25 protein-coding genes are annotated in these 24,575 nt (G+C 46.2%); 14 read left to right on the top strand and 11 right to left on the bottom strand.

The features are described from left to right. The first annotated feature begins 74 nt into the window (after positions 1-74). Together alr and argF are read left to right on the top strand one after the other, a co-directional pair. Positions 75-1,229 (top strand): alanine racemase, encoded by a 1,155-nt coding sequence (alr, locus tag JMY03_RS06985; protein WP_201602422.1) that lies wholly within the window; start codon positions 75-77, stop codon positions 1,227-1,229. A gap of 182 nt (positions 1,230-1,411) precedes the next feature. Continuing rightward, positions 1,412-2,335, top strand: coding sequence for an ornithine carbamoyltransferase (gene argF / locus JMY03_RS06980; RefSeq protein ID WP_025646602.1), 924 nt, complete (start codon positions 1,412-1,414; stop codon positions 2,333-2,335). Between the two features lie 150 nt (positions 2,336-2,485). Here argF and rpiA read toward each other — a convergent pair whose 3' ends face one another. The 6 genes from rpiA to JMY03_RS06950 form a co-directional block, all read right to left on the bottom strand. Continuing rightward, complete coding sequence (gene rpiA, locus JMY03_RS06975) at positions 2,486-3,145, bottom strand: ribose-5-phosphate isomerase RpiA (protein WP_201602420.1); 660 nt, start codon at positions 3,143-3,145, stop codon at positions 2,486-2,488. 163 nt (positions 3,146-3,308) lie between these two features. Beyond that, a complete protein-coding gene (locus JMY03_RS06970; protein ID WP_201602418.1) occupies positions 3,309-4,619 on the bottom strand; it encodes an arsenic transporter in 1,311 nt (436 codons plus the stop codon). Positions 4,620-4,662: 43 nt separating this feature from the next. Continuing rightward, positions 4,663-5,421, bottom strand: a complete 759-nt coding sequence (gene arsH / locus JMY03_RS06965) for an arsenical resistance protein ArsH (protein WP_201602416.1) — start codon at positions 5,419-5,421, stop codon at positions 4,663-4,665. After that, the gene (arsC, locus tag JMY03_RS06960; RefSeq protein ID WP_201602413.1) at positions 5,405-5,815 is read right to left on the bottom strand and encodes an arsenate reductase (glutaredoxin); all 411 of its coding nucleotides are present in this window, start codon (positions 5,813-5,815) and stop codon (positions 5,405-5,407) included. The genes arsH and arsC overlap by 17 nt, the downstream gene beginning before the upstream one ends. A 43-nt stretch (positions 5,816-5,858) precedes the next feature. Next, positions 5,859-6,221, bottom strand: coding sequence for an ArsR/SmtB family transcription factor (locus tag JMY03_RS06955; RefSeq protein WP_201602410.1), 363 nt, complete (start codon positions 6,219-6,221; stop codon positions 5,859-5,861). Positions 6,222-6,302: 81 nt separating this feature from the next. Beyond that, a complete protein-coding gene (locus tag JMY03_RS06950; RefSeq protein ID WP_201599989.1) occupies positions 6,303-7,229 on the bottom strand; it encodes an IS30 family transposase in 927 nt (308 codons plus the stop codon). A 263-nt stretch (positions 7,230-7,492) separates the two neighbouring features. Here JMY03_RS06950 and ilvA point away from each other — a divergent pair, with 263 nt between their 5' ends. The 7 genes from ilvA to JMY03_RS06915 all read left to right on the top strand — a co-directional run bounded on the left by ilvA (position 7,493) and on the right by JMY03_RS06915 (position 13,624). Further along, on the top strand, positions 7,493-9,046 hold the full coding sequence (gene ilvA / locus JMY03_RS06945) for a threonine ammonia-lyase, biosynthetic (RefSeq protein WP_201602407.1): 1,554 nt from the start codon (positions 7,493-7,495) through the stop codon (positions 9,044-9,046). A gap of 87 nt (positions 9,047-9,133) precedes the next feature. Next, positions 9,134-9,574, top strand: a complete 441-nt coding sequence (locus JMY03_RS06940; RefSeq protein ID WP_025646595.1) for an RNA-binding S4 domain-containing protein — start codon at positions 9,134-9,136, stop codon at positions 9,572-9,574. 295 nt (positions 9,575-9,869) lie between these two features. Then, complete coding sequence (locus JMY03_RS06935; RefSeq protein ID WP_201602405.1) at positions 9,870-10,367, top strand: low molecular weight protein-tyrosine-phosphatase; 498 nt, start codon at positions 9,870-9,872, stop codon at positions 10,365-10,367. A 97-nt stretch (positions 10,368-10,464) separates the two neighbouring features. Next, complete coding sequence (gene murB / locus JMY03_RS06930; RefSeq protein ID WP_201602403.1) at positions 10,465-11,598, top strand: UDP-N-acetylmuramate dehydrogenase; 1,134 nt, start codon at positions 10,465-10,467, stop codon at positions 11,596-11,598. Next, on the top strand, positions 11,588-12,358 hold the full coding sequence (locus JMY03_RS06925; RefSeq protein WP_025646592.1) for a YdcF family protein: 771 nt from the start codon (positions 11,588-11,590) through the stop codon (positions 12,356-12,358). The genes murB and JMY03_RS06925 overlap by 11 nt, the downstream gene beginning before the upstream one ends. 103 nt (positions 12,359-12,461) lie before the next feature. Next, a complete protein-coding gene (ccoS, locus tag JMY03_RS06920; protein WP_025646591.1) occupies positions 12,462-12,710 on the top strand; it encodes a cbb3-type cytochrome oxidase assembly protein CcoS in 249 nt (82 codons plus the stop codon). Positions 12,711-12,769: 59 nt separating this feature from the next. Next, the gene (locus tag JMY03_RS06915; protein ID WP_201602401.1) at positions 12,770-13,624 is read left to right on the top strand and encodes a sulfite exporter TauE/SafE family protein; all 855 of its coding nucleotides are present in this window, start codon (positions 12,770-12,772) and stop codon (positions 13,622-13,624) included. A gap of 207 nt (positions 13,625-13,831) precedes the next feature. Here JMY03_RS06915 and JMY03_RS06910 read toward each other — a convergent pair whose 3' ends face one another. Beyond that, on the bottom strand, positions 13,832-14,986 hold the full coding sequence (locus JMY03_RS06910) for a DEAD/DEAH box helicase (RefSeq protein WP_201602399.1): 1,155 nt from the start codon (positions 14,984-14,986) through the stop codon (positions 13,832-13,834). Between the two features lie 465 nt (positions 14,987-15,451). Beyond that, positions 15,452-15,667 carry a cold-shock protein gene (locus JMY03_RS06905; protein WP_025646588.1) on the bottom strand — a complete coding sequence of 72 codons (216 nt, stop codon included), beginning with the start codon at positions 15,665-15,667 and terminating at the stop codon, positions 15,452-15,454. 418 nt (positions 15,668-16,085) lie between these two features. Between JMY03_RS06905 and aroQ the strand changes: the two genes are divergently transcribed. Next, positions 16,086-16,574: a type II 3-dehydroquinate dehydratase gene (gene aroQ, locus JMY03_RS06900; protein WP_201558277.1), complete on the top strand. Its 489-nt coding sequence runs from the start codon at positions 16,086-16,088 to the stop codon at positions 16,572-16,574. Positions 16,575-16,688: 114 nt separating this feature from the next. After that, the gene (locus JMY03_RS06895; RefSeq protein ID WP_201558279.1) at positions 16,689-18,077 is read left to right on the top strand and encodes an ABC1 kinase family protein; all 1,389 of its coding nucleotides are present in this window, start codon (positions 16,689-16,691) and stop codon (positions 18,075-18,077) included. Positions 18,078-18,159: 82 nt separating this feature from the next. Here JMY03_RS06895 and JMY03_RS06890 read toward each other — a convergent pair whose 3' ends face one another. Beyond that, a complete protein-coding gene (locus JMY03_RS06890) occupies positions 18,160-18,990 on the bottom strand; it encodes an ion transporter (protein ID WP_025646585.1) in 831 nt (276 codons plus the stop codon). 228 nt (positions 18,991-19,218) lie between these two features. On the opposite strand from JMY03_RS06890, the gene JMY03_RS06885 reads away from it, so the two are divergent. Then, positions 19,219-19,971 carry a YebC/PmpR family DNA-binding transcriptional regulator gene (locus JMY03_RS06885; RefSeq protein ID WP_201602397.1) on the top strand — a complete coding sequence of 251 codons (753 nt, stop codon included), beginning with the start codon at positions 19,219-19,221 and terminating at the stop codon, positions 19,969-19,971. Positions 19,972-20,338: 367 nt separating this feature from the next. Here JMY03_RS06885 and JMY03_RS06880 read toward each other — a convergent pair whose 3' ends face one another. Both JMY03_RS06880 and ftsY read right to left on the bottom strand, forming a co-directional pair. Continuing rightward, a complete protein-coding gene (locus tag JMY03_RS06880) occupies positions 20,339-20,929 on the bottom strand; it encodes a methylated-DNA--[protein]-cysteine S-methyltransferase (protein WP_269117165.1) in 591 nt (196 codons plus the stop codon). 47 nt (positions 20,930-20,976) lie between these two features. After that, positions 20,977-21,888 carry a signal recognition particle-docking protein FtsY gene (gene ftsY, locus JMY03_RS13275; protein ID WP_238063290.1) on the bottom strand — a complete coding sequence of 304 codons (912 nt, stop codon included), beginning with the start codon at positions 21,886-21,888 and terminating at the stop codon, positions 20,977-20,979. A gap of 916 nt (positions 21,889-22,804) precedes the next feature. On the opposite strand from ftsY, the gene JMY03_RS06870 reads away from it, so the two are divergent. After that, entirely contained in the window at positions 22,805-22,996 is a 192-nt protein-coding gene (locus JMY03_RS06870; protein ID WP_156923985.1) for a hypothetical protein, read from the top strand. 121 nt (positions 22,997-23,117) lie between these two features. Continuing rightward, a complete protein-coding gene (locus JMY03_RS06865) occupies positions 23,118-24,560 on the top strand; it encodes a M16 family metallopeptidase (RefSeq protein WP_227675533.1) in 1,443 nt (480 codons plus the stop codon). Positions 24,561-24,575: the final 15 nt, after the last annotated feature.

Raw genomic sequence — 24,575 nt, 5'->3', positions numbered from 1 at the left:
AGCAGTGCGCATTTGTGAATGTTCAACACGCCCTAACCTAAAACCCTGCAAAGTTTTGCTAAAAGAAATCTATTATGCGTACCGCTACCGTCACTATCGATCCTCTTGCCCTCACTCACAACTTGATGCAAGCCAAACGCTTAGCGCCTAAATCAAGGGTACTAGCGATGGTCAAGGCCAATGCCTATGGTCACGGCGTCGCTATGATATTACCAGCCTTGCAGCAAGCGGATGGTATTGGGGTCGCAAGCTTTACCGAGGCGCTTGAGGCGCGGCAGCTGGGCTGGGATAAAGGCATTGGTTTAGTCGAAGGGGTATTCAGCGCGGATGAATGGCAACAAGCTATCGACTATGATTGCAGCTGCGTGATTCATCATCAGCCGCAGCTTGATTGGGCGCTGGCGAATATCCCAAGCTCTGATAGTGCGACGCGAATAGTTTGGCTTAAATATAATACCGGTATGAATCGTTTGGGTTTTGATTATCAGCAGACAATTGAAGCGGCAAAGCAGCTACATCAAGCCGGTTTCCAGCTTATTTTAACCACGCATTTTGCCAATGCTGATGATCGCAAACATCCGTTAAATGCGCTACAGATTCAGCGCTTTGATGAGATGCTAGCGCTATTAAAAAAGACAGTTAGCGAAGATATCCAAGGTTCGCTATGTAATTCAGCAGGACTCGTGAACTTCCCTGAACACCACTATGATTGGGTACGCCCCGGTATCATGCTCTATGGTAGCTCGCCCGTCATTGATAAGTCAGCGTCCGAGTTAAATTTAAAACCGGCGATGGAATTTAGCGCTCAAATTATGGCGTTATCTACGGTCAATACAGGTGAGGCTATTGGTTATGGCAGTCGCTGGATTGCGGATAAGCCCACTAGAACGGCACTCGTCAGCATAGGTTATGGTGATGGCTATCCTCGCGCAGTAAATGACGAGACGCACGTTTGCGTACTGGTTAAAAGTAAAACAGAGGACTCAGAAAAAAGTAATCAAAGTGATCAAGGCTATACAAGCTATCTTTGCCCGGTGCGCGGACGCGTAGCGATGGATATGATCGTTGTCGATGTCAGCGCTCTGCCCGAAGCGTTACCACTAGATAGTAAGGTGGTCCTTTGGGGTAATGCGCCACATGTCGATGACGTCGCCGCCCAAGCAGGCACTATCGGTTATGAGCTTCTTTGCCGCTTAAGCGCAAGGCCTGCACGTGTGCAAACCATATAATCTGTCTGATCTTTAAGCCTAGTCTATTATTCGAAATCTGCAAAAATTGGGCATTTACATTAAAGGTAATTACGCTATACTAAAAGTTTGTTATCTCCGCGGTCAGTGTGCTGAGGCACAACTACCAACACCGGCTGATAGCCCACCATTATAATTGACCGTGATCGACTGCTAGGACTGCTATGAGCTTGCGCCATTTTTTGACTTTATCTGATTTAAGCAAACAAGAACTAGAAACCTTAATCAAACGAGCCAGCGAGCTGCGTAAAATGCAACACGCAGGTGAGATTTATCAGCCTTTTGTGGGCCGGACGCTTGGCATGATATTTGAGAAGTCCTCTACCCGTACGCGTATTTCGTTTGAGACCGGTATGGGACAATTTGGCGGCAGTGCGATTTTTTTATCACCAAATGATACGCAGCTTGGTCGCGGCGAGCCTTTAGAGGACTCAGCCCGCGTCATCTCGAGCATGGTCGATATCATAATGATTCGCACCTTTGGTCACGAAAAAGTCGAAACCTTTGCTAAATACTCTAGTGTGCCGATTATCAACGCTTTGACGGACGACTTTCACCCCTGTCAGCTCCTCGCTGATATGCAAACCTTCTATGAGCATCGCGGCAGTATCGAGAACAAGACCGTCACTTGGGTCGGCGATGGTAATAATATGTGCGCCTCCTTTATGCAAGCGGCGAGTCAGTTCGGCTTTGAGCTACGCGTGGCCGCGCCTTATGGCTTTGAGCCTGATCCTAAGCTGATGGAGCGTTTCTCGCATTGCGTCAGCTTAGTCGAAGATGTGCAAGATGCGGCAAAAGACTCGCACCTTATCGTCACTGACGTCTGGGCCAGTATGGGTCAAGAGTCTGAGCAAAATACACGCGCGCGCCGCTTTGCACCCTATCAAGTGACACCATCGCTATTAGATAAAGCTGATCCAGATGTTGTCTTTATGCACTGCTTGCCTGCGCACCGCGGCGAAGAAATCTCTCACGACATGCTTGATGATCCGCGCTCCGTGGTCTGGGACGAAGCCGAAAACCGCTTACATGCGCAAAAGGCCTTGATGGAGTTTTTGCTCAAGGATAAGATTAAACTATCGGTTTAACTGATGGATAATCGATTTGTTTAAAAGCACATATTTTTAAAACAGATAGCAAAAAAGGCAGATTACTTATAGTAGTCTGCCTTTTCTTAGTTTTAAGTTTTAAGTTCTAGCTTCAAGCGTTAAAAGCTAAACGATAAATAATGACGCCTATTAACGCGTTATCGTTTCAACCCCATTACTACTCGCCTTTAGCAAAACATCGGCTTGATTGGCGGCAAAGATACCATTACAGACCACACCCACGATATTATTTAGCTCTTTTTCAAGCGCTATAGGATTGCTGACATCTAGGTCATAAGTGTCGAGAATGACATTGCCATAATCAGTGACAAAGTCCTCACGGAAGACTGGCTCACCGCCCATTTGTGCTAGCTGACGTGCCACATAGGAGCGCGCTTGCGGCAAGACTTCGATCGGTACAGGAAACGATCGGCCTAGTATATCAACGCGTTTGCTCTCATCAACCATACAGACGAATTTATTGGACGCTGCAGCGACGATTTTTTCACGCGTCAGCGCGCCGCCGCCGCCTTTGATGAGTTGCAGATGCGCATTAACTTCATCAGCACCATCGATATAGACATCAAGCTGGCCGGCAAAGTTTAGATCGACAATCTCGATACCCAAAGCACGCAATTTGTCTTCTGTCACCTGTGAGCTGGCCACCGCGCCAGCAAGCTTGACCTGCGGCAATAGCTCAATCAGGCAGTTCACCGTACTGCCCGTCCCTACGCCAAGTATCATGTCATCTTCGATATAACTTAGAGCAGCTTTGGCTGCGGCTTGCTTTTGTGCTTGCTGATCACTCATCATAAATCCTTGGCAGAACAAACGTACCGTCTTGAAAAAATTAAAGGCTAAAAAAGGTAAAATGCGCGGCTATTATAACCGATGACCTTGATATATGTCAGCGTAAAACCAATTCTAATAATGAGGTATTCCACCCGGAATTGATAACTAATATAAATGCCTTTTAAAACCCAGAAACATGAGGTAACCAAAACACTAACGCTAACAGCGTGGCTAATAATACTGGCGGCGTAATAAGCAGGCCGATTTTCATATACTGCCCCCAGCTGATTTTATAGTCCTTTTCTGCTAAGACATGCAGCCATAACAAGGTCGCAAGACTGCCAATGGGTGTAAACTTCGGCCCCAAATCATTACCAATGACATTAGCATAAATCATCAGCTCGCGAGTGGCAGCCGGTACTTGCGCGCTATCGATAGCTAGTGCACCTACCAAGGTAGATGGCATATTATTCATGATAGAAGCTACAATCGCTGAAAGAAATCCCGTGCCTACTGTGGCGATGATATTGCCTTGCTGCCCTAGCCAATTGAGTATTTGGGCACCATAAGCCGTTAACCCTGCGTTACCCAAGCCATATACCACCAAATACATACCCACAGAAAACAAGACGATTTGCCAAGGCGCGTTACGTATGACATCAGACACCGAAACAACCGCATCTCGCCCGCCTTGCCACCAGCGGCCTGCAATAGCCATTAATACCAAGGCCGCCGCTCCCGTGACGAGGGAAATGGGCACACCTAATGACTCGGTGGCAAAATAAGCAACCAATAATAAGGCAAGTAGCGGAAAGGCGGCTTTAAACACCAGCGGGTCTTCGATAGCGGATGCAGGTGCGCTCAGATTGGCAATAGAATAGTGTTTTGGAATTTGGCGCGCATAGACCACCCATAGCACTACTAATGTCGCAATGACAGAGACAATATTGACTGGCACCATAACCGCCGCATAACGCCCAAAGCCGATATCAAAATAATTGGCACTGACGATATTGACCAGATTAGAAGTCACTAACGGCAAACTTGCGGTATCAGCGATAAAGCCCGTCGCTATGATAAAAGCCAATGCCGATGGCGGTGAAAACTTCAGCCGGAGCAAGATAGCGATGACAATCGGTGTCAAAAGTAATGCTGCGCCATCATTGGCAAAAAACGCGGAGATAAACGCGCCTAGTATCACAATCATAGGAAACAACAAACGCCCTTGCCCGTTGCCCAGTCTGGCCACATGAAGCGCCGCCCAACCAAAAAACCCTGCCCTATCTAAGATAAGCGAGATGATGATAAGCGCCACAAAGGTAAAGGTCGCATCCCAAACGATATCCCACACCACAGCGACATCGGACAATTGCACCACACCAAAAGCCAAGGCGACCAAGGCTCCGCCCAGCGCGCTCCAACCAATGCCCAAACCTTTAGGCTGCCATATCACCAAAACCAAGGTCACGATAAAGATAATGAATGCGAGCATGGAGCAACCTTATTTACAGCGTGTTGATTATAACTAGGAGATATTACAGCGACTTTTGATTGACACGTTGTGACACTGCTTCGGCACTTTCCACCCGCTCAGAATAGCGATCAGTCAGATAGGCTGAGCGTCCACGAGTGAGCCACGTAAACTTCACTAGCTCCTCACAGACATCCACAAGGCGCAGATATAAGGGCGACATATCCATACGATTGTCATCATTAAACTCTAAAAAAGCCTTTGGAATCGATGATTGATTGGGGATAGTAATCATACGCATCCAGCGCCCAAGAATACGCAGCTGATTGACGGTATTAAAGCTTTGGCTGCCACCGCTCACTTGCATCACTGCCAAGGTTTTGCCTTGAGTTGGGCGTACGCCGCCCAGTGCAAGCGGTATCCAATCAATTTGTGCTTTCATAATGCTGGTGATGCTGCCGTGACGCTCTGGACTCACCCACAGCATGCCCTCTGACCACTGCGCCAGCTCGCGCAGCTCTTGCACCTTTGGGTGATTGCTGTCAGCGTCATCAGGCAGCGGCAACCCCGACGGATTAAACATCCGCACCTCGCAGCCATACCAACGCAGCAGCCGACTTGCCTCCTCAGCCGCTAATCTAGAAAATGAGCGCTCACGTAACGACCCGTATAGGACGAGTATCTTAGGTGGATGACGTGGGTCATTTGGTGCAATCAATGCCTCAATATCAATCGGTTGTAATTGACTGGCATCAATATTAGGCAGGTCATCTAGCTTTAACGATCCCTCTGCGTGAGGCTGGTTTTTATTGGCTGTTGTCATGATAAATCGTCTCGCCGTCTTCTTTAGTAAAGCTGCTCACTGGGTTTTCTAACAATGCAAACACCCGCTCTGATGGTCGGCATAACGCTGCGCCCTTATCCGTGACCACGATAGGACGATTGATTAAGATAGGGTGCGCGATCATCGCATCGATAATATGGTCATCAGATAGCTCAGGATTGTCTAAGCCCAGCTCATCATTGATAGCTTCTTTGCTACGTAATAGCTCTCTTGGCGAGATATTCATCTTTGCCAATAGCTCGACCAACTCGTCACGGCTCGGCGGGTTTTTTAGATACTCCACCACTTCTGGTTGCTCGCCTGACGCCTTCATGATAGCTAGTGTATTACGAGAAGTACCGCAGTTAGGATTGTGAAAAATTAAGGGTTTCATAGCGATTTCACCTATTTTTTGAATCTAGTTATTAGAGTATGCTTTACAGACTGTCTTTTTTATCAGACTTGGCAGCCTCACAGCCGCTTAAACTATCTATGAGCGAAGCACACAGCTCTGGATGCCCTGCGCAGCAGTCCTGCAATAAAAACTGCACGACCGCCTCCATATGCGACAACGACGCGCGATAGATAATTTGCCGACTTTGGCGTTTTGACACCACCCACCCGGCTCGTGCCAGCACGGCTAAATGCGCGGACATGGTGTTATGCGGCACACATAGCTGACGGGCTATTTCACCCGCAGGTAGGCCTTCAGGCTCCTGACTGACCAGTAGTTTAAAGGCTTTTAGACGCGTGTCTTGAGACAGTGCGGCAAAGCTTGCGATAGCGTTAGTTATTTCCATATGTCCAATAATACAGATATATTAAAATAATTCAATACTTTTAAATTCATCATCCCTTAGATTAACACACCAAGTGCAACGCTAATTAATATTATAGAACGCCTGCATAGGCGTTTTAAACCCTAAGCGTTTTCTTGGTCTGTTATTTAGTTTGTTCTCAATGTCCTGCATCTCATCATCAGAGACTTGTCTAAAGTCACAGCCTTTAGGCAGATACTCTCTGATCAAGCCGTTGGTATTTTCGTTGGTTCCTCGCTGCCATGACGCATAAGCATCGGCAAAGAAGAAAGGGCTAAAGAGCTTTTGTTTCACCTTCTTATGCTGAGCAAACTCTTTACCATTGTCAGAGGTAATGGTCTTAACCTGCAACCTCACTGGCGCTAAGAGTTCTATCATTGCCTCTGATACTTGCTGTGCTGTTTTATGACCCACACGCTTCATCTTCAATAGCCCCGTTTTACGTTCAACGAGCGTGACAATCGCTTGCTTGTGATGCTGACCGATAACGGTATCCGCTTCCCAATCTCCAATACGTGAGCGTTCTTCAACAATACAAGGGCGCTCATGAATCGAGACTCTGTCATTGATACGGCCTCGAGTCTCAGCGGTTAGACGCTGCCGGTATGGTTTTCCTTTACGTCTGAGACACTGCCACAATGTACCGTCCTGCCTCTTATCACGCCAAATATAGCGATAAATGCTCATATGACTGATACCAGCATGAACGCCAGATATTTGCTCAGGACTCCAGTTCTCTTTAAGCTTGTCTGTCACCCATGCCCAGAGGTCAGCCACAATAGTTGTGGCGTTGTTAGCCCGTCTGTCACAAGCCTTGTTATTAGCATGCTTTGCTCGGTAACCTCGTAGGCTTTTATTACGCCTAAGCTCTCTTGATATGGTACTGGGACTTCTGTTTAACGCCCTCGCTATGAAATTAATACTATGTTTTGCCCCTTTAAGGGCATAAATCTGGTATCGTTCCCCTAGGCTTAGATGCGTATAGCTCATGGTTGCAATCTCACTTTGGTCGGTGGATAAAAACTTTGATGCTAGCGCATCTAGGTCTTTTTTTCACCTTGCATTTGGTATTGCACTTCATGTGTTAATCTAAGTCCTATAAGAAGACTGTTTTTTACTCAAAAACCATTAAGGCAGTAAAACTGCTATAAAAACTGCAATTGTGTCTTGCAAGATAGGCAAAATCAGCATAGGCTAATCTATTTAAATTTTTTGTCTCCATTTGCTTTTTTAACTCTCTTTTAGGAATTATTATGCTGTCACATTGGGTACGCGCCATCTTGCAAGCCACCGTCTATGACGTTGCTATTCAAACGCCACTAGAAGCGGCTCCTAAGCTGACCCAACGTTTTGCTAATGATATTCGCTTTAAGCGCGAAGACCTGCAGCCTGTCAAATCCTTTAAATTGCGCGGCGCTTATAATCGCATTAGCCAGCTGTCCGATGAGCAAAAAGCTCGCGGCGTCATTTGTGCCTCAGCAGGCAACCACGCGCAAGGCGTGGCTTATTCTGCACGCAAGCTTATGCTTAATAACATCATCGTCATGCCTACCACCACACCCGATATCAAAGTTGCGGCTGTACGCGCCTTAGGTGGTAATGTCGATCTGCACGGCGACAGCTTTGATGAAGCTAACCGCTATGCGATCAACCGCGCCGAGGCTGAGGGCCTGACCTTTATCCCGCCTTATGATGATGAGTTGGTGATTGCTGGTCAAGGCACCATAGGGCTTGAGCTCACCCAGCAGTGGCGCAACATGGATTATGTGTTTGTGGCGGTTGGCGGCGGCGGCCTCATCTCAGGGGTTGCCGCATTTTTAGGCGAAGTTGCGCCGCATGTCAAAGTCATCGCTGTAGAAGCGGAACAATCCGCCTCGCTTAAAGCTGCTCTTGAAGCCAATGAGCGCGTTAAGCTTGAGCAAGTCGGTCTGTTTGTCGATGGCGTGGCTGTGGCGCAAATCGGTGAGCTGCCTTTTGATGTGGTGCGCACGCAAAAAAGCGATGGCTCCGGGCCTATCGTCGAACCAGAGGTCGTGACTTGTACTAACGATGAAGTCTGCGCAGCAGTCAAAGATGTCTTTGAAGAAAACCGTAGTATCGTTGAGCCAGCCGGTGCTCTGTCGGTCGCTGGTATGAAAAAATATATCAAAGCGCATGATTTGCAAGGTAAAAACTGCGTCGGCATCATCTGCGGCGCCAACATGAACTTTGACCGCCTGCGTTATATCGCTGAGCGCACCGAAATCGGCGAGAAAAAAGAAGCCATCTTTGGCGTGACCATTCCTGAGCAGACTGGCGCTTTTTTAAACTTCTGCCGTAGCCTACATGGACGTAATATTACTGAGTTTAACTACCGCGCCGATAGTCAAAAATCACCAGACTCGATGGAGCCTGCCTCAATCTTCGTCGGTATCGCCCTAAAAGAAGGCGAAAAAGAGCGACACACCATCAGCAAACAACTGGCAGATGATGGCTATACCGCTCACGATTTGACCGACGACGACATCGCCAAATCACACATCCGCCATCTCATTGGTGGCCATGCTCATGTCGAAAACGAGCAGCTACTAAAAGTGGTCTTTCCCGAGCGTCCTGGCGCGTTGCTGACTTTCTTAGAAAAACTTGGCGATGATTTTAATATCACCTTGTTCCATTATCGCAATCATGGCGCCGCTGAAGGTCGCGTGTTGGTTGGCCTACAAGCCTCGATGAGCAACTCGCGTCAATTGCAAGATGCGCTACTTGATATCGGCTATGACTGTACTATGCTCAATGATAATGTCGCTTATCAGCTGTTTTTAAAATAGCGGTTTTTATAAGAGACCGAGCGCTCTTTTAATTTATAAAAAAAACACCATTTACTATCATAGTTTATTGATATTAATGAGGTTTTGATGCGTAAACATAACAAAAACCATAACCGGCCTAGCCATAGCCAACCTGAAGCGGTACGTATGCGTATTGATAAATGGCTATGGGCGGCGCGCTTTTATCGGACACGTACGCTCGCCAAAGAAGCGATTGAGAGCGGGCGTGTGCATTATGCTGGTAGCCGAGTCAAAACCAGCAAAGAGATTGCCGTTGGTGATGAGCTACAGATTCGGCAGGGATCCGCGACAGCAATGACTGAAAAAACGGTCATCGTTGAAGCCCTAAGCGCCCAGCGCGGTAACGCCTCTGCTGCGCAAATGCTCTATTCAGAGACGGATGAAAGCACTGAGCGCCGCGCCTATTATGCTGAGCAGCGTAAACTGGCCAATTTAGCGCGTCCTGATAATAAGCCTAATAAAAAGCAGCGCCGAGAGTTGCAGCGGTTTAAAGACAAACAAGACTAAATCAGCTTTTAATAACGTCAGTAACCACTGATACTTTAGCACTACAGCCCTTATTATTACTAGCGTTTATCTCTTCGCTCTTCTTGCCTTTGTCATCATTTATCGTTACGCTAGTGGCTATTTTATAACAGTGTGATTGATCGTTACGTTTTTACTTAAGCACATTGTTGCTCAGTCATAGCACTATTCCATAATTCGTTTTATATTGAAAGTAGACGCCAGCTGCTCTTTTTAGGGGAGCTTGCGCGCTATAGAGTCAATGCATAATCAATATGCTGATAAAAAAGGTTATTTTATGCCAATTAAAGCCTCTGCCCCCTCGTCTGTACTCTTGGTTTGTTTGGGTAATATTTGCCGCTCGCCTACCGCTGAAGAGATTTTTCGTCAACAGGCTGCTATAGCTGGTCTAGATATCAAGATAGACTCAGCCGGAACCGGCGATTGGCATATTGGTCACGCTCCTGATACGCGCGCGCAGCGTCATGCCAAACTCAACGGCTATAACATTAGTAAATTAGTGGCTCGGCAAGTGACTGCCGATGATTTTCGGAATTTTGACTTAATTTTGGCTATGGACACTCAAAATCTAACGGACTTGCAGGCGATAAAGGACGGGATAGATGAGCCTGAAGAGACCTTAGCAAAACTGGCTTTGTTTAGTGAAGAAGATCCTACTTATGGCGGTGATGATGTGCCTGATCCTTATCAAGGCGAAAGCGAAGCGTTCGAGGACGTTATCGAACGTATTGAATCGAGTACGCAAGCTTGGATTGAGAGCTGGAAGACGAATTAAGGGGCTTATATAATACTCCTCCCTTGATTGTTTGGTTTACTGAAGATTTTTCGCATTTACTTTTAGATCATTCTTTATTAGTCGCATAGGACTATTTATGGCCTCAGTTTTACCACCTCGCTCAAGCGTTAGTGCGAATGACTTAAGCTTCTCCCATAATCTAGCACACGATTTGTCACATGCTAATACTATGGCGCTAGCTTGCGTAGCGGACAAAGCGGTGACTATCACTGAAGAGTCTCAGCTAGATGCGTTTATGGCGGAATTTAATAAACGAGATGACGGTCAGCTACCTTTATTTGTTCTGTCAGGCGGTAGTAATGTCTTACTCCCCGCGCAGCTGCACGCTATTGTGCTACGTCCCTTTATGCGCGGTATTGAGGTCACCAAACAGACCGCAGAATATGTCGATATCGAAGTGATGGCAGGAGAAAACTGGCATGAGTTAGTCACTTATACCGTCACTCAAGGCTGGTACGGCTTAGAGAATTTAGCCCTTATACCAGGCTTAACCGGCGCCGCTCCGGTCCAAAATATCGGCGCTTACGGGGTACAATTAGAAGACTACTTACAATCAGTGCGAGCTTATCATTTGCCTACGCAAACTTGGCATGACTTGTCCATTGGCGACTGTCAGTTTGACTACCGTGACAGCCTGTTTAAACGCAGCCCCAATACTTGGCTCATCAGCCGAGTAAGCCTGCGTTTGCATACCGATCCGGCGCGAGTCGCTGTTAATTATGGTGATGTGAAATTGGTAGCACAGCGCTATGCTGAGCAGCATAACCGGTCTCAACCTGCGCCTAGCGATGTGATGCAGGCCATTATCCATATTCGTCAGCAAAAAATCCCAGATCCTAAGCAGCTGCCCAATTGCGGCAGCTTCTTTCAAAACCCGATCATCGATCAAGATCAGTTCGACGATTTGCAAAGCCGATATCCTGATATCGTTGGCTACCCGATGCCAGAGCAAAAGGTCAAAGTAGCTGCCGGTTGGCTGATCGAGCATGCTGGGCTAAAAGGCGGCGGCATTGCGCCTATTCTCACTCATCAGCGGCAAGCTTTAGTCTTAACCAATCACCAGCCCTACCAAGCGAGGCAAATAGATGTCGCAAAATCCCAAGAGTTTATTGGTAGCCAAGTCTATGATAAGTTCAAGGTCGCTTTAACCCGCGAACCTATTTGGGTCAATACTAACGCTAGTATTGGACAAAGTGGCCATGCCGACTAAACGACCATTGTCAAAACGTTTATGGCGTTATTATCTGCGCGCAGCTGAGCGTATGGTCAAAGTGTTTCGTATTATTAATATCACCTTTTTAGTGGGTTCTACTGCTGTTGTCTTAGTACTCATTAGCTTATTTACGCCGCTATTTTCGCAAGCCGTGGTCTACGTGCTGACGCGCCTGCCTCTCCCTAATACGGCCTCGTCGGCCATAAGCTCGCCGCCAACCGCTTATGTGGTACTAGGCGGCGGCTTGACCAATGATAATAATAATCAAATTGTTCTCAATAGCTACAGCCTGAACCGGGCACAGACTGCGGCAGCTGCGTATCATGATCTACCCTTACCCATCGTGCTTAGTGGCGCAGAAGCCCCTTGGCTTGGCCAATGGCTACTTGAGCATGGTATCGATGGTTTGATTAGCGAAAATGCCAGTATGAATACTTGCGAAAACGCACGTTTTACCGCGAAACGTGTGCCTTTGCATCATGTTTATTTAATCACTGATCGTTATCACATGCCGCGTGCGCGCAGGCAGTTTGCTCTAAATGGTATTAAAAGTACTGCTCTCAATGCTCCGTTGCCGGTTAAGCGAGATTGGATGGAGCCGGCGCAAAACTTGACCCATTCAAGGCGTGCAGTCTATGAGATTGCCGCCTACTTACGCGATATCATTCGCCCGCAGAATAACTGCCGTGACGCTAAAGAGGTAAGCACAGAGCAGCTATTAACCCCAAGAGGCAAAGCACAAAAAACCAATGAGTAGCGATAACAGATTTTTCGCCTGTGCCTTTCTCCTAATTGAGTCTTATTAAGCGTATAATAACCGCTGACAAACGTTTTTTAGAGTTAACCGTTAGAGGTTTATGATGCTCAGTATCTTTTTGTTGATTCCTTTGAGTTTGATGCTATTTGTCGTCGCCATTTGGGCGGTGCGTTATGCGGTAAAATCCAATCAATTTGAGGATTTAGATAACGCCTCTCAGCGTATTATCTTAGAGGATCGTCAAGAGCGTCGTCAGGTGATTCAAGCCCATGAAGAGGTCACGAGTCAACCCTCTGATACCGCTGATACTCATATCGATAACAACGAAGATAATTCACACTCCAACTCCTAATTTTTATCTACCTTTAGATCAAGACCGACAGTGCTCTTGTTTGCTAGGAGAAGTTCTGTATGACCACAGCTTTACTTATTGCCGCATTATTTATGGGTTTTTTTGGTTCTCCGCACTGCTTAGGTATGTGTGGAGGCTTAGTCACGGCTTTTAGTCTATCGATGAAGGATGTCAGCCCCGCCAAGCGCCGCGCTCTTGTCTTTACTTATCATTTTGGCCGTCTGAGCAGTTATGCACTGTTAGGTCTGCTGGCAGGATTTATCGGTACGACGGTGTTAGAGCCACTCATGAAAGGCAATAGCTTGCCACGTATTTTACTGGGCGCAGTGTTGGTCTTTGTGGGTGTGACCATGCTTGGCGCGCCTTTTTTGAATAAGCTTGAGCGCTTTGGTATGCGCTTTTGGCAATACCTCAGCCCGCTACGCCAAAAGGTCTTTCCCCTAAACACCTTTCCACGTGCATTGACAGCTGGTCTACTATGGGGCTTTTTGCCTTGCGGTTTGGTATATGGCGCCCTACTCATCGCGGTGGTCGCTCATGATCCTTTGGGCGGTGCAGCGTTGATGTTTGTTTTTGGTCTTGGCACGGTGCCGATGCTGGTCGCCACCCATGAGACGGTCGGCTGGTTACGTGAAAAAATTGGCCGCTTTCATCTAAGACAGCTCAATGGCGCAATCATGGTGCTATCTGGCTTGGCTGTCGTTGCCATCCCTATGGTCATGGCAAATATGCACGGTGGACACGGCGGTGGCCATGGGCAAATGGATCATGGCAGTCACTCAGCGATGATGTCTGATGCAGACAGCACAGCCCATCATGATATGAGCCAGATGGATAGCACAGTCGATCATAGTATGCATGATATGAGTGATGATGCCATGAGTCATCATACACACCACGAGCCGTCTTCGTAGACATCATACATATAAAATTATCGACAGCTAAGGCTCGTCTTTATTTCGAAATAATCGTATTTTACTAAGACACTTTAGCCAAAAGCCCTTAACCTCACTACTGAGATTAAGGGCTTTTTGTATTAGGGCGTGTCCTTAATTTAATTGCTAGTCACCTAAATGGCTTAAAAATAAGGGCACGCCCGAGTCTAGACGATACATATCGCCCTACTCTTGCCACTGCTCAAGACTAAACTTAGTATCCAAATGCTTCTCTAAGGCTGGCAAGTTAAAAGCATCGTCTTCGCTCACAAAGCTGATACTAATTCCGGTTTGTCCAGCGCGCCCGGTACGGCCAATACGGTGCACATAATCATCTGGCTGATCGGGCAAAGTATAGTTGACCACATGGCTGATATCGTCAACATGAATGCCGCGTCCTGCTACATCGGTTGCGACCAACACAGATGCATTCCCGTCTTTGAAGCGCTGCAAGTACTTTTCACGCTTTTGTTGAATGACATCACCCGATAGCATAACGGTTTTATGTGTTTGACGCAGCTTATGATAAAGGCGTTTTACCTGATCTTTACGATTAGCAAAGACTATCACTTTATCGACACTATTGTCTGCAATGATACGCTGCAAAGCAGCTAGCTTTTGCTCTTCGGTCAAGAGGTAGAAATGCTGCTCGACCAGCTCGCTAGTTTTGTGCTCAGGCTCAATCTCGACAAACTGCGGCTCATGTAGCCAGCGATAGGCTAGATTCATCACATCTTGATTAAAAGTCGCTGAAAACAATAAGCTTTGTCGATCACTATTCGCTGGCATCCGGCCAACTAGACGCTTAATATCAGGGATGAAGCCCATATCGAGCATACGATCTGCTTCATCGAGCACCAATACCTCTACCCGATCTAAATAGACCATCCCTTTATGCATCAGATCAATTAGACGTCCAGGAGTGGCGATCAATATATCAATATATTTACGTTCAAGCTCATGCTGCTGAGTATCATAGCTCGTCCCGCCCATAATACAAACGCTATGCAAGTCAGTGTATTTGGTCAGCTCCACACAATCATCAAATATCTGCTGCGCAAGCTCCCGCGTTGGCGCCATCACTACCGCCCGCGGCTCCCCTAGATAGCGCGCCTCGCCATTATCAAAAGGTCGCTTCAGTAGCGCCTCTATAATCGTAATCAAAAACGTCGCGGTCTTACCGGTACCAGTTTGTGCCTGTCCAATAGCGTCTTGATGCGCTAAAGTATGCGGCAATATTTGCGCTTGAATAGCGGTGAGCTCAGTGAAGCCCAAATCTTGAATAGCGCGTAATGTCGGCGCTGATAATGGTAAGTCACTAAAAGTGGTAAAATTACTCAAAAAATCATCCTTATAGGTGAAGCGTCTATTAACACGCCTACAGCCCATGCTGATCAGCACTAACACTACTTTCACTACGATTACTTTTAAAGTAATGATAGCGTCTGCTAGGGCGTGTCCCTATTTTAAAAATGGTGATAAAAATGAGATAAATCGCAGGCAAACAAGGAAAATAGCGCAGGTAATATCAAGATATTGACCAGCTATTTGACACCGTTTGCCAAAGATTTAGCCATTTTTAGCCCATTTAGTCATAAACGCTTGAATTAGGGACACGCCCTAGTACTAGTGCAAAGCAAAAGCCAATATCCTAGCTATAAAACGCAAAAGAGCCAAACCTAGTGGCTCATTTTACCTGTACATATGATTATACATACAATACGGGCTAAATGAGACAGGTTTGACTCGGTAGTATAGCGTAGTTGCTACCAATATTATGACAAAGCGCCATAACGCCTGCAGCGTCTACTCTTCTAGTTTTCTAACTTCTTCAGCTTGTAGGCCTTTTTCGCCTTCAACCACACTGAACTCCACTTTTTCACCATCTTTCAAAGAGCGGTAACCATCGCCTTGAATCGCGCGAAAATGGACAAAGATGTCCTCGCCGCCATCACGTTGAATGAAACCAAACCCTTTTGAGTCATTAAACCACTTAACGATACCTTGCTCACGAGCTGACATAATAAAACTTCCTAAACAGTGCGCTTAGCCCCAAATTCCTTTGCAACATTGCATATAAACGGGTACTAAGATAATGATATTAGAATTACAGACCCATTAGTTGCTATTATATTGTTATAAGATAGCAACTAATGGTAGGCAGACGACAAAACTATTATTGAACTCACCAGTAATAAATTTGTAACCTATGTTGCTTAAAAATATCATAGCACGGGTTTTTAGTAACTTAAAGGCTTTTAGTACGATTTTTATGGGTTAAAGTCTTTTTGGATAAATTTTCAGCAATATTGCTTAAACTGTTATTATAACTGGTTACTAGCAAGTCAGATTTTTGTCGCTAGCGTTCTTTATCTTATGTTATCTACTTATTATCTCCTTTATTTATTGTTATTGAGCTATTTTATTTACTGAGGCCAGTATGGATGCATCTACTTATAACCGTAAGCTACTCGTAGTCAATGGCGTCAACCTAAACTTATTAGGCAAACGCGAGCCTGAAATATATGGCCATACGACTTTAGCTGATATCGAAGCACGCCTGCAGTCGCAAGCAGCCAAACATCATATTGAGCTTATCTGTATTCAGTCCAATCACGAAGGTACACTTGTGGATGAGATTCAGCACTATGGTTTGTTAGCGAATAAGGATACACAAGTCGATGCCGTCATTATTAACCCCGGTGCCTTTACACATACGTCGGTGGCGCTCCGCGATGCTCTACTCGCCACACAAAAGCCTTTCATCGAAGTGCATTTATCCAATGTTCATAGCCGCGAGCCGTTTCGCCAGCACTCTTATCTGAGCGATATTGCAACCGGCGTCATCTGCGGCCTTGGACATTTAGGCTATCAGATGGCGTTGGAGTATTGGCTAGCTCACTTATATCAAGCAAATTTAGCGGATTAAGCAGAGTGTTTTAAGCCTAAATTTTGGTGATTAATATAAATAGAGTCGCTTGATTAAAACAAAAACGCCTTAATAAAAAGGTGACGACTCAATACTCGATAGATGGTGATATGAATGGCAAAAACGTCCGGAAAACGCTTTATGAAGCTTGCAGGTATGACCGCAAGCATCGCAGGTAAAGCCGCTAAAAACTCTTTTAAACATCTATCGAGCGATGAAGAAAAGCGCTTGCAAGCTCGATCAGAGCTGATGCAAGATGTCGGTATTCAAATCGCTGAGACGCTAGGTGAAATGAAAGGCGCGGTGATGAAAGTGGGGCAAATTGCTTCGCAATATAAAGACGTCTTTCCGCCAGAGGTTGCAGAGGCTCTAGAGAAGCTACAAAAAGACGCACCGCCTATGCCCTACTCGCAGATACGCTCGCAAGTTGAGCGCGAGCTAAAAGCGCCTATTAGTGAGTTGTTTGCTGATTTTGCAGAAACGCCTTTCGCCGCCGCCTCTATCGGGCAAGTACATAAAGCAACCCTGCCTTCAGGTCAAAACGTAGTCGTCAAAGTTCAATACCCTAATGTCGATGAAAACTGCGATAGCGACCTAAAGCAAGTACGAATGGCGTTGAAAGTCGCCGGTGTGCTCAATATGAGTCGCGAGCTACAAAATCAGCTCTTTGATGAGATTCGTAGCAGCTTATATGATGAGCTAGATTATATTAAAGAAGCGAGTAACCTCAGAGTGTTTGGCGCGTTTCATGCTAGCGATACCGGGCTTGTTATTCCTAAAGTGATCGGCAGTCACTCCTCAAAGCGTATTCTTACTTTGAGCGAAGAGATGGGCGAGAGCCTAGCGACCGCTGCTACTTGGGATAATGATATCAAACAAAAAATCGCTAAGCGTCTATTTCATTTTAGTGCCGGGCAACTATTTGGTTTGTACCGAATGCACTGCGATCCGCATCCAGGGAATTTTGCGTTTCGTCCTGATGGCAGCGTCATCGCTTACGATTTCGGAGGTATCCGTAGCTATAGTGATCATGAAGTACAGCTATTTCGCCGCTTTGCTCAGCATGCCGTGCGCAGCGATGTGACCGCGCTTGAGCAAGATCTTATTGCGCTAGGCATACGCCGTGACGATGATACGGATATTCCAGGGGAGTTTTATAAACAGTGGCTCGCTATCGGCCTTAAACCTTTATCTATTGCCCCTTATCACGAAGGCGATTTTGACTTTGCAAGCAGTCAAGTCCATCACGAAGCGATCACGCAAATGCGTACTTCATTGAAGTACTTTAATCAGTTTCAGCCCTCAGCGACCACGATGATGCTCGATCGGACAGTGTCAGGACAATACTGGAATCTCGTTAATCTTGGCGTGGAGATTGATTTGTCGCCTTTGGTTGATGAATATCTAGAAGTCACGACAGCAGAATCCTCAGCAGCTAACCTAACCAAAGCAGAGTCGGTAGCACCTATCTCGCCGCAGCTTACTGAGACTCCAAATCAGTAGGCTTTAGTATTAGTCTTAGCATCAATTAATTAGTACCAATACTTAGTACAAACGACTTACTACTAAGCACTCCGATACTAGATTAAACATGTAGCGCGTGGCCGCAACGATCACAGTATCCAGCCCCTACCGCATGACCAAATTTACCACAGTTTGGACAAGTAATAGGGTTGAGCTGAGGGCGCATATTACGCGCCAGCTCAGCGGTAAAAATACCCGTAGGCACGGCAATAATCGCATAACCGGTGATCATCACCATCGATGCAATCGCTTGCCCGATCGGTGTCTTCGGTGACATATCGCCATAACCGGTAGTCGTTACCGTCACTACTGCCCAATAGATGGAAAGCGGAATACTGGTAAAGCCATTTTCTGGGCCCTCCACCACGTATACCACCGAGCCAAAGATGGTCACGAGCAGCACTAAGGATAAAAAGAAGACGGTAATCTTTTGCTGACTGGTCTTCAAGGCTGAGGCCAAAAAGCCCGCTTGCTGCATGTAAGCTTTGAGCTTGAGCACCCGAAATACGCGCAGAATCCGCAAAATACGGATCACTAATAGATACTGCACGCCCACAAACAGCAAGCTTAGATAGCTTGGAAGTACCGACAGTAAGTCAACAATACCAAAAAAGCTAAAGGCATATCGAAAGCGGTTTGGCGCTGAAAATAAGCGTAGCAAATACTCAATGGTAAATAAAATCGTAAAAAACCATTCAGCGTAAAAAAACAAAGTGCCATATTGCAAACGCATATAAAGCACACTATCGAGCATCACCACAGCGACACTGGTCAAAATGGCAATCAGTAACACGATATCAAAAAGCTTACCTAGACGCGTATCTGTGCCCTCAATGATGACATGGATACGATTACGCATATGAGTAATAGCTTCAGCGGTTGGTTGCTTCATAGAGTTTAGGGCTTAAGTCGGAAGGTGATTCTGATAAATAGGCTTAGTCGCCAAAGAGGAGTTTTGTCAAAATAGCTATAAGTGGTTTATAATACTGCTCATTCACTCAGGCTAATTTGCGTACTAACCCACAATCAGGTTGTCACAGTGTAGCAAAAAATAGCTTTTAACAATATACAAATCGCACACTTACACATCAGCCGTTTAGGTAAACTTTAAGGATGTAATATGGCAGGTCATTCCAAATGGTCAAACATTAAACACAAAAAAGCTCGTCAGGATGCGATAAAAGGTAAGATATTTACTAAAGTCATTCGTGAGATTGTGTCAGCTGCCAAGCAAGGCGATCCTGACCCTGATAAAAACCCGCGTCTTCGAGCCGCTGTAGAAAAAGCGCTGTCTGTCAATATGACCCGCGATACTATCAATCGCGCGGTGGATCGCGGCACTGGCGGCGGTGACAACGAAAACATGGAAGAAGTCAGTTATGAAGGCTACGGTGTTGGCGGCGTAGCAGTATTAGTTGAGACTATGACTGATAACCTCAACCGCACAGTCAGCGAAGTCCGTCATGCTTTTACTAAGTTTGATGGTAACTTGGGCACGAGCGGTTCTGTCGCTTATCTGTTTACCAAACGCGGCGAGATTCGCTTCGATGATGTCAGCCTCGAAGACGATGTGCTACTGGCTGCACTTGATGCTGGCGCGCTCGATGTCGAGAACGATGGCGAGTCGTTGCTTGTTACAACTGAATGGGAAAGCTTCGGTCAAGTCAAAGATGCGCTTAATCAAGCAGGCTTAGTCTCTGACAGTGCTGAGGTCACTATGGCCCCTGCAACTAGTGCGGAGATCGATAATGTAGATGACGCTGAAAAAGTGATGAAAATGCTCGATATGCTAGAAGATATCGATGATGTACAAGAGGTTTATAGCAATGTCCATATCTCAGATGAGGTTATGGCGCAGCTGGAGTCAGAGTAACTAAGTGCATCATGACTCAATTTGATTAAACTCTAATATTTATAGAAGCTAAACGTGTACAACGTTTAGCTTTTATTTTTATATAAAACTAGGGCGTGTTGAACATTCAAATATTAGGACTGCTGATAGATAAAATCGCACCAAACTAGGCGTAAACCGACGATAATGTCGAGGCCTTAGCTAGGTTTACAACACCGTTTGGGGTGATTTTAGCATCAGCCCTTTGGGGCGGGGCTCTTTTTTGCCAATACGTGGCGTAATTGTCTATCCTAGAATGACTAGGATTCGAAAATTTCACTGCGTATTGCCTGAAAAATAGCCGCCGCCAGTGCCACATTTGAATGTTCATCACGCCCTAAGCGTAATTTTACCTCTTGCACTTCACGCCTTCGAGCGCTAGCAGATACTGTTTTTTGTCTAGGCCGCCCGTATAACCGCCAAGTTTGCCATCGCTAGCTATGACTCGGTGACAAGGAATAACGAGACTAAAAGGATTGTTGCTGTTGGCATTGGCGACCGCGCGAAACGCTTTGGGGTTGCCGATGCGGCGCGCTAAAGTAGCATAGCTTATGGTTTCGCCGTGCTTAATTTCTTGCAGCGCTTGCCAGACTTGTTGCTGAAATGTAGTCCCTAGTGATAAGTCAAGCGGCAAATCAAAAACCCTCCTTTCTTCTAACGCATACTCCCGAATTTGAATAATAGCGTCAATCAATACCGCTTGTGCCGGCTCGTCTGTGCTTAGGCTATTTTTTTCAATAAACTTAAAGTCGCTATCTGCCAATTGATAGTGCTTTTTGAGCTTGGCAAATGATTTTGCGTCCGTCCACCATTGATCCTGCGACAGCCAGCTGACTTGCACAAGCTTCGGCTCGTCTTTATCAGCTGAGCTGCCCTCACTTTGAATCACCATCAAGACTAGCCTATAGGTTTGTAGTTTGGTCGTGGTAACTAGTATCATTATCTCTTGTCCTCAAAGACCTATGTAAATGCACTAAGCATCAGCTGCTACTCTTTATCATCCGTCTCAAAGAGCGCCGCGACAAATTGTTTAGGACTAAAGGCGCGCAAGTCATCAATAGACTCGCCAACGCCAATATAGCGAATAGGAACATCGGTAGTTTCAGCGATATTGAAGACTACCCCGCCTTTGGCAGTACCATCAAGCTTAGTCACTGTAATACCAGTCAGCGGTACTGCTTCATTAAATAGCTTAACTTGATTAATCGCGTTTTGGCCAGTACCAGCATCGAGGACAATCATACCTTCGTGCGGCGCTGTTTCATCCGCCTTACGCATGACCCGTACGACTTTTTCAAGCTCGCTCATCAGATGGGTTTTATTTTGCAAGCGCCCAGCAGTATCAGCAATCAGTACATCGATGTTTTTTGCCTTAGCCGATTGCATCGCATCAAAGATAACCGAGGCACTATCTGAGCCATGACCTTGAGCCACGACAGGGATATTATTACGCTCACCCCAAATCTGTAGCTGCTCAGTCGCGGCCGCTCTGAATGTATCTCCAGCGGCAAGCATTACTGATTTACCCTCGCCTTGCAGGCGTTTGGCAAGCTTACCTATAGTCGTGGTTTTACCCACGCCATTGACGCCAACCATCAAAATCACAAAGGGCTTTTTACTAGTATCAATCATCAGCGGCGCAACTTTTGGCGTCAAAATATCGACCAGCTCGTTTTGTAGCGCTTTATAAAGAGAATGCGCATAAATCAGATCGCCACGAGCGGTCTGCTCAGTTAAGCTCTTGATAATACGATTAGTCGCATTCACCCCGATATCTGCAACGAGCAGCTGATCTTCCACTTCCTCTAGCAGCTCATCGTCAATCTCTTTGCCACCGATCAGAATACTGACCATCCCCTCAGCTAGATTTTTGCGCGATTTACTCAGACCTGACTTCATCCGGTTGAACCAACTGCCTTTTTTACCGCCTTTAGGCTCAGTGGTTTGTAGATCGTCTTGCGCTGTCGCCTTTGTGCTTGGTTCTAAATGAGCGTCCTCTTTGCTAGCGTTTGTAGCTTCTCCTAACTGTGCTTGTAAGGGCATTTTTGGTACGTCAACCTTAGAGACATCAAACTCAGCTGAGTCATTATTGATATCAGTCTTGTCATCACTAGCTGCTACGTCTGTGGACTGGTTTGGCGTTTCGCTGTCTGCTTCCGGCGACACAATAGGGGATCCTAACGCTATATTACCCACTTGCGTAGCGTTGGCAGCTTTATCTGATGCGGTTTCCGTAGCCTCTGTAGGCTCAATAGGAGTCGTGTTCGCAGACTTCGCCTCATCAATAATATCGACCGATTGCACCGGCAAACTGGGTAAGGTAATATCATCGTCATCTAAATTATCTAGATCACCATCTAGATTGATAACCACGCGATTGGGATTGTCAGCATTATTCATAAACTTGCCCTAAAATTGATCAAAGTATTATTTGGGATCTGTTTAATAGACCCTAGTTTTAATGAGTTACCGTGTTATAAGAAACGTATAAGAAGCATAGATGCATATACCTTAGTTTAGCATAATTCGGTGCAGCCTCATTAATGCTAGTTGTCTAAGCTTATAAAAATAAGCTTATAAAAACACAGCTACCAAATTCTAATGAGATACCAATTAGATATGTTACTAGCTATACACTTAATAAATAAAGAGCTATGCAAGCTTCGCTTAAGATTTAGACACAAAACTCCGACCTCAGTTTAATTAAGATTGGCCTATCCTTAGCCATCGATTTGTTTAGTGCCATTATGATCAAGTAGGATCAGACTTTTATTACTAGGCTTTTATTACTCGATTTTTACTATCAGGAACGCTCATGTCATCTACCCTATCCACTCATAACATTAATAAAAAACCTCAGCCCAAAACGACTGTTTCTAAGACCGTTCTGACAGGTGCTCTAGCTGTAGCCATCGCGGCATCCGCTTTGGTAACGAGTGGTTGTCACACTACGCAAGGTCTTAAACCTACCGCAAGCGTCATGGTTGGCGGGCATAAATCCATCTAATTGCGTAGCACTTTAATGGATATAGCCCTATTTATCGTTTTTAACATTTGAGAATATTATGCTTGTGAAGCGTTACCATTATTCATCCAAACCGTCTCGTTTATTACGGCGAACTGCGGGCATGCTAAGCTTGATAGCTACGCTCGCTGCCTGTCAGACTACAACAGTGACTGCAACTCCAGCAGCGCAGACCGCTACTTCACCAAACGTGGCTAGCGAGACGGCGAATAGCGCATCTGATTTACAAATGGATCTCTCAGGTCGTCATGAGTATCTGTTAGATAATGGTCTTAAAGTCATTATCAAAGAAGATCACCGTGCTCCTGTCGCTATGACCCAGATCTGGTACCGTGTCGGCTCGACAGATGAGCCCGTGGATAAAGGCGGTATCTCGCATTTACTTGAACATATGATGTTCAAAGGCACCGCTGACGTTTCAAGCGATGATTATGAGCGTCTAATCGCTAAGTTTGGCGGCTCAAACAATGCCTTTACTAGCTACGATTACACTGGCTACTACGAGCTGTTTCCGGTCAATCGCTTGCCGCTCGCATTAGAGCTTGAAGCCGATCGCATGACAAATTTGTTGTTCAATGAAGAGGAGTTTGCCAAAGAGCATCAAGTGGTCATGGAGGAGCGCCGCCAACGCACCGATGATAACCCGCTAGCCAAAGCTTATGAGTCGTTTCGTCTGCTCGCCCTACCTGATAGCCCTAAAGGCGAGTCGGTAATTGGGCCTATGGATGAGCTTGAATCTATCACCCTAGGCGAGCTCAAAGACTGGTATCAGGCTTGGTATGCGCCTAATAATGCTACGTTAGTCATCGTAGGAGATGTGCAGCCTGAAGCGGTATTGTCACAAGTCAAACGTTACTTTGGTGAGCTTAAACCAAGCACGCTGCCTGAGCGTCCATCCGTTCGTCAACAAGGCTTTCGCGGCTATCAAAAGGTCGACTCAGAGCAAGCGGTAAAAGTGCCAGTACTGCTGATGGGCTTTAACGTGCCAAGCTTACTGACCGTAGGCTTAGGTCACGAAAACCAAGCCTATGCTTTATCGTTAGCGCAAGACGTCCTCGATGGCGGACTCTCTGCCAGACTTGAGAGCCGGCTCATTCGGGAGCAGAACTTACTGACGAGCGTCGGTACTTCTTATGATTTGTTTGATCGCGGCGATGGTCTGTTTCTTATTCAGGCCACGCCGCGCGAAGGCGTCAGCTTAGAGCAAGCGCAGCAAGCTATTAGCAATGAGATCGATAAGCTCATGCGCGATCCTATCGAGGCGGACGAGATTGCTCGGGCAAAAACCAATACCGTGACCGGTCTCGTCTACGCGCAAGACAGCATGGCAGGACAAGCGCGTATGATTGGCTCGCTACAGACCATCGGTATTGATGATCGAATAATCGCCAACCTACCAGCTAAGCTCGATGAAGTCTCTGTGGCTGACATTCAGGCTGCCAGTCAAAAGTATCTCGTCGAAGACAATTTGACCGTTATGCACATTGTGCCGCCTAACAGCACGGCTAACACCAGTACTGATAATGCGGTCAAAAAGCATCGCTAATGAGCACACTGCTAC

Origin of the sequence: Psychrobacter submarinus (genome assembly GCF_904846685.1) — a bacterium.
GTDB classification, from domain to species: Bacteria; Pseudomonadota; Gammaproteobacteria; order Pseudomonadales; family Moraxellaceae; genus Psychrobacter; species Psychrobacter submarinus.
Note: the sequence above shows the minus strand (reverse complement) of the source record. Positions and strands in the feature narration are given on the sequence as shown.

Bases quoted from the DNA above. Each gene is read 5' to 3' on its own strand.
- aroQ (WP_201558277.1), top strand. From the start codon at position 16,086: ATGGATGCATCTACTTATAACCGTAAGCTACTCGTAGTCAATGGCGTC.
- ftsY (WP_238063290.1), bottom strand. From the start codon at position 21,888: ATGAAGTCAGGTCTGAGTAAATCGCGCAAAAATCTAGCTGAGGGGATG.
- JMY03_RS06955 (WP_201602410.1), bottom strand. From the start codon at position 6,221: ATGGAAATAACTAACGCTATCGCAAGCTTTGCCGCACTGTCTCAAGAC.
- JMY03_RS06915 (WP_201602401.1), top strand. From the start codon at position 12,770: ATGACCACAGCTTTACTTATTGCCGCATTATTTATGGGTTTTTTTGGT.
- JMY03_RS06950 (WP_201599989.1), bottom strand. From the start codon at position 7,229: ATGAGCTATACGCATCTAAGCCTAGGGGAACGATACCAGATTTATGCC.
- arsC (WP_201602413.1), bottom strand. From the start codon at position 5,815: ATGAAACCCTTAATTTTTCACAATCCTAACTGCGGTACTTCTCGTAAT.
- arsH (WP_201602416.1), bottom strand. From the start codon at position 5,421: ATGACAACAGCCAATAAAAACCAGCCTCACGCAGAGGGATCGTTAAAG.
- JMY03_RS06905 (WP_025646588.1), bottom strand. From the start codon at position 15,667: ATGTCAGCTCGTGAGCAAGGTATCGTTAAGTGGTTTAATGACTCAAAA.
- alr (WP_201602422.1), top strand. From the start codon at position 75: ATGCGTACCGCTACCGTCACTATCGATCCTCTTGCCCTCACTCACAAC.
- JMY03_RS06885 (WP_201602397.1), top strand. From the start codon at position 19,219: ATGGCAGGTCATTCCAAATGGTCAAACATTAAACACAAAAAAGCTCGT.
- JMY03_RS06895 (WP_201558279.1), top strand. From the start codon at position 16,689: ATGGCAAAAACGTCCGGAAAACGCTTTATGAAGCTTGCAGGTATGACC.
- JMY03_RS06870 (WP_156923985.1), top strand. From the start codon at position 22,805: ATGTCATCTACCCTATCCACTCATAACATTAATAAAAAACCTCAGCCC.
- JMY03_RS06935 (WP_201602405.1), top strand. From the start codon at position 9,870: ATGCCAATTAAAGCCTCTGCCCCCTCGTCTGTACTCTTGGTTTGTTTG.
- JMY03_RS06880 (WP_269117165.1), bottom strand. From the start codon at position 20,929: ATGATACTAGTTACCACGACCAAACTACAAACCTATAGGCTAGTCTTG.
- JMY03_RS06925 (WP_025646592.1), top strand. From the start codon at position 11,588: ATGCCGACTAAACGACCATTGTCAAAACGTTTATGGCGTTATTATCTG.
- JMY03_RS06970 (WP_201602418.1), bottom strand. From the start codon at position 4,619: ATGCTCGCATTCATTATCTTTATCGTGACCTTGGTTTTGGTGATATGG.
- JMY03_RS06890 (WP_025646585.1), bottom strand. From the start codon at position 18,990: ATGAAGCAACCAACCGCTGAAGCTATTACTCATATGCGTAATCGTATC.
- argF (WP_025646602.1), top strand. From the start codon at position 1,412: ATGAGCTTGCGCCATTTTTTGACTTTATCTGATTTAAGCAAACAAGAA.
- ccoS (WP_025646591.1), top strand. From the start codon at position 12,462: ATGCTCAGTATCTTTTTGTTGATTCCTTTGAGTTTGATGCTATTTGTC.
- ilvA (WP_201602407.1), top strand. From the start codon at position 7,493: ATGCTGTCACATTGGGTACGCGCCATCTTGCAAGCCACCGTCTATGAC.
- murB (WP_201602403.1), top strand. From the start codon at position 10,465: ATGGCCTCAGTTTTACCACCTCGCTCAAGCGTTAGTGCGAATGACTTA.
- rpiA (WP_201602420.1), bottom strand. From the start codon at position 3,145: ATGAGTGATCAGCAAGCACAAAAGCAAGCCGCAGCCAAAGCTGCTCTA.
- JMY03_RS06865 (WP_227675533.1), top strand. From the start codon at position 23,118: ATGCTAAGCTTGATAGCTACGCTCGCTGCCTGTCAGACTACAACAGTG.
- JMY03_RS06940 (WP_025646595.1), top strand. From the start codon at position 9,134: ATGCGTAAACATAACAAAAACCATAACCGGCCTAGCCATAGCCAACCT.